13 protein-coding genes are annotated in these 15,191 nt (G+C 48.8%); 5 read left to right on the forward strand and 8 right to left on the reverse strand.

Going from position 1 to position 15,191, the window contains the following annotated elements:
- Positions 1 to 23: 23 nt before the first annotated feature.
- A complete protein-coding gene (gene lptG, locus ACOQOZ_RS05560) occupies positions 24 to 1,088 on the reverse strand; it encodes an LPS export ABC transporter permease LptG (protein ID WP_420591287.1) in 1,065 nt (354 codons plus the stop codon).
- Positions 1,085 to 2,155, reverse strand: coding sequence for an LPS export ABC transporter permease LptF (gene lptF, locus ACOQOZ_RS05565; protein ID WP_420591288.1), 1,071 nt, complete (start codon positions 2,153 to 2,155; stop codon positions 1,085 to 1,087). Before lptF ends, lptG begins: the two co-directional genes overlap by 4 nt.
- 98 nt (positions 2,156 to 2,253) lie before the next feature.
- Here lptF and ACOQOZ_RS05570 point away from each other — a divergent pair, with 98 nt between their 5' ends.
- The gene (locus ACOQOZ_RS05570; protein ID WP_420591289.1) at positions 2,254 to 3,726 is read left to right on the forward strand and encodes a leucyl aminopeptidase; all 1,473 of its coding nucleotides are present in this window, start codon (positions 2,254 to 2,256) and stop codon (positions 3,724 to 3,726) included.
- A 214-nt stretch (positions 3,727 to 3,940) separates the two neighbouring features.
- Positions 3,941 to 4,600 carry a nitroreductase gene (locus tag ACOQOZ_RS05575; RefSeq protein ID WP_420591290.1) on the forward strand — a complete coding sequence of 220 codons (660 nt, stop codon included), beginning with the start codon at positions 3,941 to 3,943 and terminating at the stop codon, positions 4,598 to 4,600.
- Here the strand turns inward: ACOQOZ_RS05575 and ACOQOZ_RS05580 are convergent, their stop codons facing one another.
- Together ACOQOZ_RS05580 and ACOQOZ_RS05585 are read right to left on the reverse strand one after the other, a co-directional pair.
- The gene (locus ACOQOZ_RS05580) at positions 4,601 to 5,677 is read right to left on the reverse strand and encodes an AraC family transcriptional regulator ligand-binding domain-containing protein (protein WP_420591291.1); all 1,077 of its coding nucleotides are present in this window, start codon (positions 5,675 to 5,677) and stop codon (positions 4,601 to 4,603) included.
- A complete protein-coding gene (locus ACOQOZ_RS05585) occupies positions 5,674 to 6,612 on the reverse strand; it encodes a GGDEF domain-containing protein (RefSeq protein WP_420591292.1) in 939 nt (312 codons plus the stop codon). Before ACOQOZ_RS05585 ends, ACOQOZ_RS05580 begins: the two co-directional genes overlap by 4 nt.
- Positions 6,613 to 6,969: 357 nt before the next feature.
- Here ACOQOZ_RS05585 and ACOQOZ_RS05590 point away from each other — a divergent pair, with 357 nt between their 5' ends.
- Complete coding sequence (locus ACOQOZ_RS05590; protein WP_420591293.1) at positions 6,970 to 9,795, forward strand: TonB-dependent receptor; 2,826 nt, start codon at positions 6,970 to 6,972, stop codon at positions 9,793 to 9,795.
- Here the strand turns inward: ACOQOZ_RS05590 and ACOQOZ_RS05595 are convergent, their stop codons facing one another.
- Entirely contained in the window at positions 9,796 to 9,936 is a 141-nt protein-coding gene (locus ACOQOZ_RS05595; RefSeq protein WP_420591294.1) for a hypothetical protein, read from the reverse strand.
- Between the two features lie 21 nt (positions 9,937 to 9,957).
- On the opposite strand from ACOQOZ_RS05595, the gene ACOQOZ_RS05600 reads away from it, so the two are divergent.
- Positions 9,958 to 11,865, forward strand: a complete 1,908-nt coding sequence (locus tag ACOQOZ_RS05600; protein WP_420591295.1) for a phytase — start codon at positions 9,958 to 9,960, stop codon at positions 11,863 to 11,865.
- Between the two features lie 88 nt (positions 11,866 to 11,953).
- Here ACOQOZ_RS05600 and ACOQOZ_RS05605 read toward each other — a convergent pair whose 3' ends face one another.
- The 3 genes from ACOQOZ_RS05605 to ACOQOZ_RS05615 all read right to left on the reverse strand — a co-directional run bounded on the left by ACOQOZ_RS05605 (position 11,954) and on the right by ACOQOZ_RS05615 (position 14,553).
- Positions 11,954 to 12,457: a M48 family metallopeptidase gene (locus tag ACOQOZ_RS05605; RefSeq protein ID WP_420591296.1), complete on the reverse strand. Its 504-nt coding sequence runs from the start codon at positions 12,455 to 12,457 to the stop codon at positions 11,954 to 11,956.
- 19 nt (positions 12,458 to 12,476) lie between these two features.
- Complete coding sequence (locus ACOQOZ_RS05610; protein ID WP_420591297.1) at positions 12,477 to 13,130, reverse strand: XRE family transcriptional regulator; 654 nt, start codon at positions 13,128 to 13,130, stop codon at positions 12,477 to 12,479.
- Between the two features lie 121 nt (positions 13,131 to 13,251).
- Positions 13,252 to 14,553: a DEAD/DEAH box helicase gene (locus ACOQOZ_RS05615; RefSeq protein WP_420591298.1), complete on the reverse strand. Its 1,302-nt coding sequence runs from the start codon at positions 14,551 to 14,553 to the stop codon at positions 13,252 to 13,254.
- 164 nt (positions 14,554 to 14,717) lie between these two features.
- Here ACOQOZ_RS05615 and ACOQOZ_RS05620 point away from each other — a divergent pair, with 164 nt between their 5' ends.
- The gene (locus ACOQOZ_RS05620) at positions 14,718 to 15,152 is read left to right on the forward strand and encodes an acyl-CoA thioesterase (protein WP_420591299.1); all 435 of its coding nucleotides are present in this window, start codon (positions 14,718 to 14,720) and stop codon (positions 15,150 to 15,152) included.
- The last annotated feature ends 39 nt before the right edge of the window (positions 15,153 to 15,191 follow it).

A 15,191-nucleotide genomic window follows, 5' to 3' on the forward strand; every position in this document is an offset into this window, starting at 1 on the left:
ACTCTCATCATTGCGTAAAGCGGCTAACCCGCTTTACGCAACATCCAGAAGCCGATACTGAAACAGCCAACAATCGGTATCACACTGGCCCATACCGGCTCGAAGCCAAACACGATACTGGCAGGCGCCAACAACTCTTCGGCATATTTATACACCAACCCCACCAGAATTCCTGAGAAGATACGATAACCCGGTGTTACCGCCCGCAGCGGACCAAAAATAAACGAAATCCCCAACACCACCAGCGCAAATGTTCCCAGTGGCTGGGTCACCTTCCGCCAGAACGACAACAAATAGTTGTCCGCATTCAGCCCCTGACTTTCCAGATAGCGGGTATAACGATAGAGGTTGGAGATCGACATATCCCGCGGCTGTACCATCACCACATTGAGGCTTTCCGGCGTTAGACCGGTTTCCCAACTGAGGCTGTTGAAGCTTTGTTTAGACGTGCGCTCGTCGGTGACAGAAACATCGGTTACCTGTTCCATTAACCACTGCTCACGCTGGTAAATCGCTCGTCTGGCACTGCGGATACGCTGTAATTGCGCTTCGTCATCAAATTGATAAAGCGTCAAACCGTGCAATACACCATTGGGCTCGATGGCGGTAAAGCGCATAAACTCATTGCCCTCACGATGCCAGTAACCCCTGCCTTTATTACTGTGGGTTTCGGCTTTTCCTTGAGCCACGGCACGTTGAGATTGAGCAATACGTTCAAGAGATGGGATGGCGTATTCAGCAATCAACATGCTGATTACCATTAACAACGCCACCGGCTTCATAACCGCCAGAGAAATACGCCCAACGGAAACACCCGCTGCCCGCATCACCGTCAGTTCACTGTTAGCCGCCATAGTTCCCAGGCCAGCCAGACAGCCAATCAAACAAGCCATTGGCATATATTCGTAGGCACGACGGGGTAAACGCATACCAATAAACTGCAGCGCTTCGACGAATTGATAGTCGCCTTTCAGACGGCCCAACTCATCCACCAGGCCAAAGATACCGTCCAGGCCAACAATCACCAGCACCACCATCAGGCTGGCAAATAACACATTACGAGCGACGTATTGATCTAAACGATTCACAGTTGTTTCACCTTATGACGACGCAGCCATTCCGGCACCAGCATCAGCCCCAGACCAATCATCAGATAAACCAAATGTAATCCCCAGATCGCACCGTCAGCGGCAATTTTGCCTTTTTCAATCATGCCAACCAGACCAATTATCAACGAGATATACATCATAAACAGAATGATGGCAGGAAATAATTTGGCGAATTTTCCCTGTCGCGGATTCACTTTCGACAGTGGGAAAGCAATCAGGGTCACAATCGGCACCATCAGAATTAACGATATACGCCAGCGTAATTGGCCCTGATGTTTTGGATTATCAGAACCAATCAGATCCATGGTCGGTACGGCTTCCTTACGCAATTTACGTCGCGCTTCCGGCTCATCGGCAATTTTGACCCCGTATAAATCAAAATCCAGACTCTGCATGGCCAGCTGCCCGGGCGTCACGTCGTAGCGCCGCCCCTCGTGCAGTTCAAGAAAACGCGATCCGGTTTCATCACTGACGTATTGAGTACCCCGCTTGGCCACCAGCAACGATGTACCATCGGCAATAAATACGTTACGCATTTCCGATTTATCATCCGATAAACTTTCGGCGTAGGTGACCCGTGATCCTTTTTCAGTACTCTGAAAACGTCCGGGGGCCAATAATTCAAACTCCGTCAGCTGTGATTGTTTTTTATACAGCTCTTCCATCTTCTGAGCGCCCCATGGGCTCAGGTATAGCGTAAAAGAAGCAACCAGCAGCGTCAGTGCTGTTGCAGGGATCATGGTGTAACCCAACAAGCGGCGATTAGAAAAACCCGTTGCGGTTAACACCGTCATTTCACTTTCAGCGTACAAGCGGCCATAAGTCAGCAAAATTGAAATAAATAACGCCAACGGCAGAATCATTTCCAGAAACGAAGGCAAACGCAGTAATAAGGTAAAAAATACAATTTCCAATGACACTTCACCGGCGGCAGCAGAAGCCAGCTGGCGAATCAGTCGCCCACTCATCAGAATCATCAGCAACACCGTGGTTACTGCAACCATAGAACCAGCCAGCTCCCTGGCCAGATATCGAAATAAAATCAAACTAAAAACCCTTAAAAATCTGCCAGACCTTGTAATCTTAAAAACAGGCAGCATCTATACTGTTTACACTTATATAACATCATGCTGCAGGAGCAAGTATGCAATATCAGGTTTCCCAGAATTCTGCCACCGACGTCCAGGCGAGTTGTATTGTCGTCACTCTCGACCAGACAGGCAAGCTATCTGAAGCTGCAGAGGCAATAAATAATGCCGCAAACGGTTTTTTACAGGCTCGTGTCGACGCTGGTGATATCAGCGGTAAGCTGGCAGAAACTCTGTTGCTGCCAGGTGTCAGTGGTATCAGCGCGGAACGTGTACTGCTTGTTGGTACAGGTGATAAACCACAAACCACTGAAACGGCGTTAAAAGTACTGAACGCAATCGCTGCCGCCAGTGCAAAGTTATCCGGCTCTGTGGCGCTGAGCATCCACAATCTGGCCAACGAAGAAGTGAGTGAGTCCTGGTTAGCAGAACAAACAGCTATGGCCTATGGCCGCAGCCAATACAGCTTCACCGCAACCAAACCTCAAGCCGATAATGATCAGGCTGCTAAAAAAGCAGAACAGATTATCTGGCTGGGTACCGATGTAAGCAGCCAGCTGGAAAAAGGCGAAGCCATCGCCCAGGGTGTTAATTACGCCCGCGATCTGGGTAACCTGCCGGGCAACATCTGTACGCCAAGCTATCTGGCAGAAGAAGCGGAAAAGCTGGCGGACAACCCAGCCGTTGAAACCACCATTATTGATGAAGATCAGATGGAAGCCATGGGCGCAGGCGCCTTTGTCTCCGTTGCCAAGGGGTCGATCGAACCGGGCAAACTGATCATTATGAAATATTCCGGTGCCGATAATGCAGACGATGCGCCGCATATTATTCTTGGTAAAGGCATCACCTTTGATACCGGTGGCATCAGCCTCAAGCCTGGCGCCAAAATGGACGAAATGAAATACGACATGTGTGGTGCCGCCTCGGTTCTCGGCACCATGCAGGCACTGGTTGCACTGAAACCGAAAGTTAACATCATTGGTATGATCACCAGTGCTGAAAATATGCCATCTGGCCACGCCTCTAAACCGGGTGATGTAGTAACCAGTCTATCGGGCAAAACCATCGAAATCCTCAATACCGATGCCGAAGGTCGCCTGGTGTTATGTGATGCACTGACCTATGGCATCGATAACTTTAAACCGGCATCCGTCGTTGATATCGCCACGCTTACCGGTGCCTGTATGGCAGCCTTAGGTGCCGTAAACTCGGGTCTGTTTACCAAGGACGAAGCCCTGGCTGATGAGCTGCAACTGGCGGCTCGTTATTCACGGGATAAAGTCTGGCGTTTACCACTGGAAGACGATTATCAGGAATTGCTGGATACCAACTTTGCCGATATGGCGAACATTGGTGGTCCACTGGCTGGCGCAACCACTGCGGCCTGCTTCCTGGCTCGTTTCACTGAAGGTACTCCATGGGCTCATTTGGATATTGCTGGTACAGCCTGGGGCGGCGCCGGTAAAACCAAGGGTGCCAGCGGCCGTCCGGTTGCCTTGCTGGTGAATTACTTACTGAATAAGTAACTCCTTACGCCCTCCTTCTGCACCCCTTCAAACCAGCAATGGATTACTGGGTCGCAAACAAACGTCCACGGCAATCAATTGATTGCCGTGGACGTTATTTATCCTGAACGTATTTCACACCCTTTCTGTCACATCTGCACACTTTCCTTGTCGTTTCTGACTGTTACCATCAGTGTAACGATATTAATAACAGCAACAAAAACAGGAACGTCCGATGGCACTTAGCGAGATTCTTAACAGCCGTTATTCCGTGCGCGCATTTAAAAAAGAAGCCGTTGATCAGGCAACTCTGGAAGAAATTTTTACTCTGGCGCAGAAGTCCCCTTCTAACTGCAATGTTCAGCCATGGAAAACCTATGTGTTATCCGGCGAGAAAAAGGATCAGTTAAAAAACAAACTGATTGGCGCTGTGATGAAGCAACAGCCACCATCTCCGGATTTTGACTGGAAAATTGCTTACCAGGGCATTCATCGCGAGCGTCAGTTTGGTTCAGCAAATGCACTGTACAGCGCCATGGGCATTGAGCGTGAAGATAAAATGAAGCGTAATATGGCCATGCTGCGTAACTGGGCTTTTTTTGATGCCCCACATGTCGCTTTTTTCACCATGGATAAATATCTGGGCATTATGGGAGCCGTTGATATTGGTATTTACGCCCAAACGCTCACTCTGTTATTAAAAGAGCGTGGTATCGACAGCTGTATGCAGGGTGCGCTGGGTCAGTTCCCTGAAGAAGTGCGTGAATTTTTACAGCTACCGGAAGATGCCGGGGTACTGTTTGGGATGTCGTTTGGTTATGCCGACGATAATGCCGATGCTAACAAAGCCCGCACCGATCGCGCCCCTCTGGAAGAAGCCGTTTCTTTCGTTTAATTAAAAACTGAAACGCAATTTGCTGTCGCTGGGGGTAATACCACTCCAGCGCTTAAAGGCACGGCGAAAATTCGTCGTGTCGTTAAAATTCAGATAATGGGCGACCTGCTCATTACTCCAGCCATTCACATGAAATAAATACAAACTGGTGTGTAAACGCGCCTGGTCCTGCAGTTGCTGGAAACTGGTATTGTGTTTTTTCAACTTACGTTTAAACGTCGCCGGACTCATACAAAATGCCTCAGCGGCAACATCAAGTCCGGGTGAACGCTGAATCCGGGCCATTAACCATTGGTAAACTGCTTCTGCCATCAATGGCGCAGCCAGCTGGTCACTCCAGTGTTGCTCACATTCACGCTGCAATACCCGCCGCGCAGTTAACGTCATGGTTGCCTGACTGGCCCGGCGCGAGAAAGGTTTATTCAACCAGTCCTTATCAATCATCATCACGTCGATCCCCGTACCAAACTGCAACTGCTCACCAAGATTTAACTGGTATTGCTCAATATATTTTGGCTGCTCATGACTGAAGGCAAAACGCCATGGCAAACGTTCATCATGTAACCAACGGCTAGCGGCAACAATGGCCGTCATTGCCATCTCAGCCAGAAATGCCTGGTGCTCTGCTAAACCGGTCGCCGGAACCCAATGGAGATACAGGTTGTTATGATCATGATAAATACGCGGAGTTAACAGCGGTGAAAATACCCGGCGATACTGACCCAAAATTTCGATAAATTGTTGCAAATTTTCGGCACTGGACAGCAATTGGCTATAGCGGCCACAATGACCAGGCAAAGCACTTGCGCCCCAGCGAAAACTGAGATCATTATCTTTTTCCAGTTGCTGTGCATTTTTAATCAGCTGTAACAGCTGATCAGCAGACAACCACTGCTCCCCTTCCCCCAGGTCATCATAAAAAATGCCGGTACCACGCAGGATTTTATGACTGCTGATATCACGAGCCACCAGCAGATCAATTAATAGTGCTGGCTGCCAATGAGCGGCAATCAGTTTTTCACTGGACTCCGTCCACTCAGTGATTGAACGGTTTTTGATAAAGCTGATACTGCTCATGACGCCATCTCCGGAGTTTCAGAGTAACGCCTGGCAACCAGACTCTGATTAGCCTGATGAATCAGAGCTTCGCCATCACACACATCATCCCCCAGTCCGTCCAGATGCATGACCGATGATATACCAACGCTGATACGTTGATAATGCGTACTGCCACTCTGGCGTAATTTAAACGCAAAATACTGAACGGCCAGCTGCAATTCATTGGCAATTAAACGGGCTTTTGCCGGTGGGGTATGTGGCAGCAATACGGCAAAACGATCACCACCATAACGACAGATTAAATCGCCATCGCGTAAATTCAGTAACAGAACTTCGCTGATTTCATGCAGCAAGCGGTCACCTTCCCGATGGCCAAACTGACGATTGATTGCGGCAAAATCATCAATATCAATCATCAACAATGACAGCGGTAGCTCCTCATTGCGCTGAATAAAACTCTGGATTTGTTTTTTCAGATAATCGACTTTACCGATCTGAGTTAAACGATCGAGCATGCGGTGTTCACGAAAAACGCGTTCACGTTTTTTTAATTGCTCATTAATCGCCAGTTGTTCACTGTGCCAGTGAAATAAACCGTAAGTCAGCAAAGCAATACCAATCGGCATGGCAACATTTTCCAGCCATTGGTCCCACCACTGCGGATTGGGCAGGTGAATAAATTCATCAATGCCATCCTGCCACAACGCCAGAAACATAAATCCCAGACCAAGCGTTAACAGATCCGTAACTCTGCCCGCAGGACGGCTACCCAAAATCAGTATCATCCACACCGCCAGCGCAACAGCACTGCCACCTTCACCAACAACGTCGAGCCAGTCGATATCGCTCAGCGCCTTTGCTTCGCCAATCCATAATGTCGCCGTTAGGGAAGCCATCAACAAGCCACCAATCAATAACAATTTATGTCGGTGTAAATTCAGAGTGCGCCACATAAAAAAACTTCTGTCGGTTAATACACTATTCGGATTATCCAGCCGCAAATGACAGTTATGTGACATCCCATGATATTGCGAGGGGTCGATTCAGCTCAGCAGAAATACAGATAAACTCCAGGTCTTTTCAGCTCACACCACAGTTTATGTGCACTGGCGAGTCGATCTGAAGACTTCAAAGTAGCGCAAAACGGATTAAACGGCCGATATCAGGGGTCATATCAGCTCAGTTGTTCACAAAGCACACAATAAAACCGGGGAAACCATTGCACGCCCCGTGCTACTGTCACAGAACTGAAATACGACATTTTTATGGTCGCTGCCATCACAAAAAAGAACCCCAATGGAGAGGAATACATGTCGTCTTTAAAGAATCGACTGATCATGAAACCGCTGGCCGCGACCATCGCCTTAGTTGCCGCCGGAATAGCGCATGCCGATGGCAGTGTTGAAGGCCGCCTGATTGATGCAATGGGCAAAACCACCTATACCGATGCGGTTGTGCGCGTCGAAGAGTTAAACCGTGAAGTATTAACCGGAGCCAGCGGTCGCTTCCGCTTACCGGTATTACCAGCCGGTGAGTACACCCTGTCAGTTATTGTTGGTGGTGAGCAGGTGAAACAGCACACCATCGTAGTCGCCGACGGTGAAACTGCCGAGGCAAAAATTCTGTTAAACGACAGCAGCGACTCAATGGAAGAAATTCTGGTCATTGGCCAGGCCGCACAAATGCAACGCGCACTGGATCGCCAGCGCTTCGCCGACAACGTTGTCAGTGCTATTAATGCCGATGCCATCGGTCAGTTACCGGACAGCAACGCCGCTGAAGCCTTACAGCGGGTACCGGGTCTGTCGATTGAGCGAGACCAGGGCGAAGGCCGCTTTGTCCGTGTTCGTGGCATCAGTCCGGACCTGAACGCCGTTACCGTTAACGGTACCCAACTACCAGCACCAGAAGGCGGTCGCCGTGCCGTGGCACTCGACGTGATGCCATCCGATTTAATCAGCTCTCTGGTTGTCACCAAAACTCTGACTCCGGATATGGACGCCAACGCCATTGGTGGCTCGATTGAAGTTGAGAGCCTGTCAGCGCTGGAGCGTGATGGTTTATTTTACAGCGCCCGTGTTGAAGCGTCCTACGACGAACACGAAGAAGAAACCAGCCCGGCCTACTCGTTCACCGCAGGTAATACGTTTGAGTTATCCGAAGGCCGCCGTTTAGGTGTGGCTGGTGCGTTCAGTTATGACAATCGTAAATTCGGTTCCGATAATGTTGAGACTGGCGGCAAATGGAAATTCGACGACGGCAACGTTGAAGGCCTGGAAGAAATGCAGACGCGCGAATACACGCTGGAACGTGAGCGTATCGGCGCAGCACTGAACTTTGACCTGGAGCTGGATGCATCCAACAGCTTGTATTTACGCACCCTGTACAGCAAATACAAAGACGATGAACAGCGCCAGCTCAGTGAAATTGCCTTTGGTGCACTCGAGGACGACGATGGCGAAATGGTATTCGAGGGTGGTGAGCGCATGCCGGGAGCCACTGGGTTAGCAGAGGCCAAACGTGAATTAAAAGACCGTGAAGAAACTCAGAAAATTGTTTCAACGACGTTTGGTGGTGAACACTTTATTGACGACTGGACCGTCGAATATGCGCTGGGGTATTCCAAAGCAGAAGAAGATGAGCCAGGCGGCGTGGAAGCTGTGTTTGAACTGGATGACGACGTTGTTGGCAACGAATACCTGAGCAACATCGGCTTCAGCAACAGCCGCAAGCCACGCTTGATTGCCGGTGATGATTTCTATGCCGCCAACAGCTACAAAATTGATGAAATTGAACAGGAAAAAGCGCTGGTAGAAGACAAACAAACGTCGTTTAAATTTGATATTACCCGCGACCTGTTTATTGACGACAACCCTGCCCTGATTAAATTCGGCGTAAAATCCAGCGCCCGTAAAAAAACTCAGGATGAAGACGTTCGTATTTTCAAAGACGTAAAAGACGAATCATTAAGCGCCTATGCCAGTGGTCAGGTGGATTACGAACTCGGCCGCTTTGGAGCAAAAATCTCACCGTCCAAGGTTCGTAATGCCATTACCGGTGTCACGGCTGAAGTCGATGAAAAAGGTAAAATGCTGGCTTCCGATGACGAGATCAAAGAAGACATTAAAGCCGCTTATCTAATGGGTCGGATTGATATTGACCAATGGCGCATTCTCGCTGGCGTTCGTCATGAAAGCACCTCTACCGATCTGCAGGGTTACTCCATCACCGAAGGTGACGATGCGCCGGCCACGGCAGAAAAAATCAAAGTCGATAACGACTACAGCCACACCCTGCCGGCGTTACACCTTCGCTATCAACTGGATGACGCGACTCAGGTACGTGCCGCCTGGACCAACTCAATCGCCCGCCCGTCCTTTGAACAAATGCGCCCTGGATTCACGTCCAATGCCGATGGCGATGAAGCGGAAACCGGCAACACCGATCTTAAAGCGATGGAATCGGCCAACTTCGATTTAGGCATTGAGCACTTTACCGGTACTGCTGGTGTGATTTCCGCGTTCTTGTTCCGTAAAGACGTTGATCACTTTATTTTCGAAACCGATCTGGCTGGCACCGGAAAATACGCAGGCACCGATTATAAAGAAGTAAAATCTTTCCGTAACGGTGAGCAGGCAACCATTACCGGACTGGAACTGGCGTTCTCACAAAAACTCGACATGCTGCCAGAACCGTTTGATGGCTTGCTGGTATCCGCGAATGCAACACTCAGCGAATCTGATGCAAGCATCGAAAGTAGCAAAGAAGATGACGGAAAATTCGAAACCGTTAAACGCGATATTCAAATGCCCAATCAATCTGACCTGACGGGTAATTTTGTTGTTGGTTATGAAAAAGGCGCGTTGATGTTACGCCTGGCTGCCAACTATAAATCGGAATACCTGCTGGAAGTTCAGGACCCAACGGAAAAAACCGAAGATATTTATCAGGCAGCACAAACACAGTTGGATTTCAGTTCGGCCTATACGATCAACGAGCAGTGGAAAGTGACGTTTGATATTTCCAACCTGACCGATGAGCCGTACTACAGCTATCAGAACAAAGAAAAGTACAACGCACAGTATGAAGACTACGGTCCGACGTACCGTCTGGGTGTGAGCTTCCACAGTTTCTGATCAGCGAAGTCGGACAATAGAAATCATAACAACCGAAATCGCAACAACCGGAATTTTGGTAACCAGGGTAATGCCAGCGGAGTTAATCGCTGGCATTACCATAACGCGCATTAAGACCATGATCAGCTTTGGTGCGCTCATAATTTTTGTACGAATACTGCTATGACAACGTTTAAAAGACCGATTACTGCAAGCCTGCTGGCGATACCTTTAGCAATAAGTTTGCTGTCTGGCTGCAGCCCTAAAGCCAGCGAACCCGCCAACGACGTACAAGCCAGCAAGAAAGTTTCCGCATCAGCACTGGAGACCCAATTATTTTCAGAAACCGCTGTGGCTGCGATGTACCTGAATAATCAGCTGGTAACAATTGGCGAACAATTATCGCTTGCCGGACAAACATTCGATATCGAGAGCGAATTTCTCGACCAGCGCGGTGATGTTATTGCTACATTAAACAGCCGCAATCAGTTGGTAATCGCTAACCAACAGAGCAAAAAAATAGCCGTTTCAGATACGATTCCTTATCCGCTGGAAACCTTATGCTTATATCAGGACCAGGGATTACAGGTATTTTTGCTGGATGAACGCCACATGGCGCATCAGATGTTAATCACGCTGGACAACAATACAGTTAATCTCAGCAAAATCCGTGAATTCCCGATGCCACCAGCGACCGAGTACTGCGTTGCTGATGACCAGTCTCAACGACTGTTTGTTTCCGAAGAAAATATCGGTGTCTGGTCTTACAATGCCCGCGCAGAAAGTGAAATTGTTCGCTCGCCAGTTGCATTGGTTGCTCCATTTGGTCGCCTTAATAAAAACTCAGGACCCTTGGCAATTAATAACAACCGTCTGTGGATTGGTGAAGGTGGCCAGGCACAACTGCACAGCCTGAGTCTGAATGACTTCTCTGATATGCAAAGTTATCAACTGGATAATAGCATCGCGATTGATACTTTATCCGTCAGTCATTATGAACAACAACAGCAACTGTTTTTGCTAAACGATCATTCGGGCGAATTGCTACAAGCAAGCCTGAAAGATACAGTTGATGATTCGTCAAAGGAGAACCTGACAATCAATCGCATTATTAATATTGCGCCAACCGCAGAAACCCAACCCGTTACCACCGATGGTGATGCCGCCGATGACCCGGCAATCTGGGTTCACCCGAATACACCTGAAAAAAGCCGGATTTTAGGCACCAATAAAAAATTCGGTTTGCATGTTTACGATATGCAAGGCAACACCTTACAAACTCTGACATCCGGCCGGGTAAATAATGTCGACGTACGTCAGGGCTTTACCTTTAAACAATCAGCCGCCGATATCGCCAGTGCCAGCCAGCGCGATAATAACAGCATTGCCTTGTATCACATTGACCCAAACACTGGCGTTACAACAGCGGCGGGAGAAATTGCCACCACTCTGGATGAGGTATACGGCTTATGCATGGGACGTGGTGCCAATAACGAAGTGTATGTATTTATTAACGACGAAGATGGCCGTTTTGAGCAACATCAGGTGATTGATTCGTATACTGGCTGGAGTGGCAAACTGGTGCGCGAGTTCGCGGTTAAAACTCAACCGGAAGGCTGCGCCAGCGACGACAAACACCAACGTTTATTCCTGGGAGAGGAAAACTACGGCATCTGGGCACTGGACTTATCCGATAACAGCTCAGAACCGCAACTGATCCAGACACTCAATGATGCAATAACCAATAATCAGCTGCATGCGGATATTGAAGGCATGGATATTTACCACGGTAAAGGGCAGAGTTACCTGGTGGTTTCCAGCCAGGGCAACGACAGCTATGTATTGTTCGATACCCTTCCGCCTTTTGCTTATAAAGGTCACTTCCGTATCGGAATGAATACCAGCGTCACCCCAGCCATAGATGGTGCGTCCGAAACAGATGGCTTAACCGTCAGTTCTGCGTATCTGGGGCCTCAATATCCGCAAGGTTTATTAGTGGTTCAGGATGGCCGCAACCTGATGCCGGAAGAGTTCCAGAATTTTAAACTGGTTTCCTGGAAGGATATTCGCGAAGGGTTAACGCTGAAATAACCGCTATATCGGTTATCGATCGTTAAGCCTCTTAAAGAGGCTCATAAAAAGCTGAAGCCAGATTTTAAAAAATCTGGCTTCAGCTTTTTTATTTTTCAGGTTTATTTTGACCGGAGTCCAACCAGGTCAGCCATACCCGTAAATCAAACTCGAGCTGATGATAATCAGGCTCCATGTGGCAACACAGGTTATAAAACGCTTTGTTATGATCCATCTCTTTCAGGTGGGCCAGCTCATGTACCACAATCATACGTAAGAAGGCTTCGGGGACATCACGAAAGCGATTATCGATATGAATTTCTTTTTTCGCCACCAGTTTTCCGCCGTGAGCACGGGAAATCCGCTTATGTAATCCAAGTGCATTGTAGGCTGGTGCCTTATCGCTGTATTCGACTTTGCTCAGCGGTGCGGACTTACGTAAATAGCGGTTTTTTAGCTCGATCGCATAATCGTACAACGCTTTATTACTGCGGATATTGTGATGATACGGGTAGCGTTTTTTCAATACCTCACCCAGCTGGCCATTATCCAGCAACTGTTGCACCTGATCGGTCAGGTGTGATGGGTAATGTTTTATATATTTAGAAACCAAGCCTGTTCACCGCAGCGAATTAAATAGTACGGGCAGACCAGACGATTCGACCAAGAACCGGATTCTCTTCCAGCCTGGTTAAATCCAGCTGCCAGCTGTCATACTCGTGGTTATCGCTGTTTACCTGCAGCTGTTTGCCTTTTTGCTGCAAACGTTTGGTCACCAGCCCCTGTTCACTATTCAGCAGATAAACCGCGTTATTTCGTACTGAACGTTGAGTCATATCCACCAGCACCTGATCGCCATCAGATAACGTCGGCTCCATGCTGTCGCCGTCAACGGTAACAAACACCAATTGCTCGCCGCTGACACCCAGCTGGCGTGATAAAAACGATTTATTAAAGGTGAAGTAATCTTCCACCGCTTCGCTGTCGGTTAATGCGCCCGCTCCGGCACTGGCTTTTACGTCAAACATTGGAGCCACGACCTGATCGCCCGGATTTAACACGCCAGCAGGATTGGCTGATTCGTTCTGTTCACCGGTTAACAGCCAGGTGATATCAACCCGGAATTCTTCGTACAGTTCCTGCAAGTAGGCCATTGATGGCCGCCCGGAGCCACGACAAATCTTATAAATATGAGACGCCGATTTACCCGTCATCTCAGCAAATTGCTTTTTGTTGCCTGCCGCTAATTGATCAATCACGGTTTGGAAACGATAAGCCAGGGACATAATTACTCCGGAAAAACAAAAAAGATGGCTGCACAGGCTGGCTGCAACCAAAATGGCGGGCGATTATACCCGCCGATAACGGCATGTGATACTCATAAACGCGGCTAGTAATTCATAGCGATTATTTACGGCGACGACGATTCCCGCTGCTTTTGCCGTGTGCACGCTGCTTGGCACGACGCTTCTGGGCGCTGCGGCTGTTTTTATTATTCTGCGGAATTTCGCGGGTCAGATCCGGCTCATAACCTTCCAGCCATTGCTGTGGCAGGCGTTCATCGAGAATCACCTCAATTTCTTCCAGCAGATACTCTTCGCCCAGACTCATCAGTGTAATCGCAAGGCCATCCTGCCCTGCCCGCCCGGTTCTGCCAATGCGGTGAATATAGTCTTCAGCGATATAGGGTAAATCAAAGTTGATAACGGTATTCAGCTGGGGAATATCGATGCCACGGGCGGCAACATCGGTAGCCACCAACACCCGGGTTGTCCCCGCCTTAAATTCCTCAAGCACCCGTTCACGCGCGCCCTGGGATTTATCGCCATGAATCGCTTTGGTGACCAGACCGTCTTTGCACATTTCTGCGGCCAGCTGATCAGCACCCTGTTTGGTTTTGACAAAAATCAAAACCTGATGCCAGTTCTTACTGCCGATCAGATGCGATACCAGCTCACGCTTACGTTCCGCATCAACAACATACACTTTTTGCTCGACGGTAACCGCGGCAGTGTTGCGTGCATCCACCTCAATCAAAACCGGCTCAGTCAGTAATTGTTTACTGAGTTTGAAGATTTCATCGCCAAAGGTGGCAGAAAACAGCAGCGTTTGCCGCTTGCTTGGTAGCCGTTTCAGAATCTGCTGGATTTCGTCGATAAAGCCCATGTCGAGCATCCGGTCGGCTTCATCAAACACCAGAGTCTGTAACAGCGATAAGTCCACTGCGCGCTTAAACACCAGATCCAGCAATCTTCCGGGTGTGGCGACCAATACCTCACAGCCGTTTGCCAATGCTTCTAACTGTGGATTCAGGCTCACTCCACCGTATGCCAGTTCGATTCTTACAGATGTAAATTGAGCGTACTGGCAAAAACTTTTATGAACTTGCTGCGCCAGTTCGCGGGTGGGTGTTAAAACCAGAACCTGTAAAGCGTTATTTTCAGACTGAGCTTTGCTATCTCCGGTCTGAATTTCACTTTCTTCAGACTGAGCTTCGCTATCTTCGGACTGGCGTGTTAACACGCGATTGAGCAATGGCAAAGCAAAGGCAGCGGTTTTCCCAGTACCGGTTTGCGCACCAGCCATAACGTCCGCCCCGGTGATCACCTCAGGAATGGCTTGCTGTTGAATGGGGGTCGGCTGCTGATATCCCAATTGCGCCAGTGCCTGTTGTAAATCCGGGTGCAATTGAGAAAAGGTGAAACTCATAATAAATCCGCTAATCGCTTAACAATAAACCGAGAAAAGCCAGCCTCTGGCTAAAGGCGCGAGGGTAGCACATTTACACTATGCACTGTTCCTCATCAGTGTTTTGCTTGCACCTCACGCACTGGCTGGTCATGCTGACACCGTTACAAGTGAGAGAACACATAATGGAATTCAACTGGAGCCAAACACCGGCACACACCCTTTCTATCCGCGTTGAAGAGAAACATATTGATGTACTTGGCCACGCGAACAATTGCGAATACCCCAAGTGGATGGAGGATGTTGCCTGGTCACACTGCCACCAAGTTGGATTGCCGTTCGAAAAATGGCAGCAGTTGGGGTATGCCTGGGTCGCACGTCGCACGGAAATCGATTATCTGGTATCCGCGATGAAAGACGATGAAATCATTGCCGCCACCTGGATCGAAGAAAATGATCAGAAACTCAGCATGACCCGAGCGTATGAATTAAAGCGCGCCAGTGATGGTGTTACTCTCATCAAAGGCAAAACCAAATGGGTTTGTATTAACCTCAGTACCGGTCGGCCTGCACGTATGCCACCGGAGTTTCAACAAGCCTTTCCTGTCGCCAACAGCTGATAACCCGGGATTTATCTCCTACACTATAAGGATTAGTTT

Source organism: Bacterioplanoides sp., from assembly GCF_965219715.1.
Classification (GTDB): domain Bacteria; phylum Pseudomonadota; class Gammaproteobacteria; order Pseudomonadales; family Oceanobacteraceae; genus Bacterioplanoides.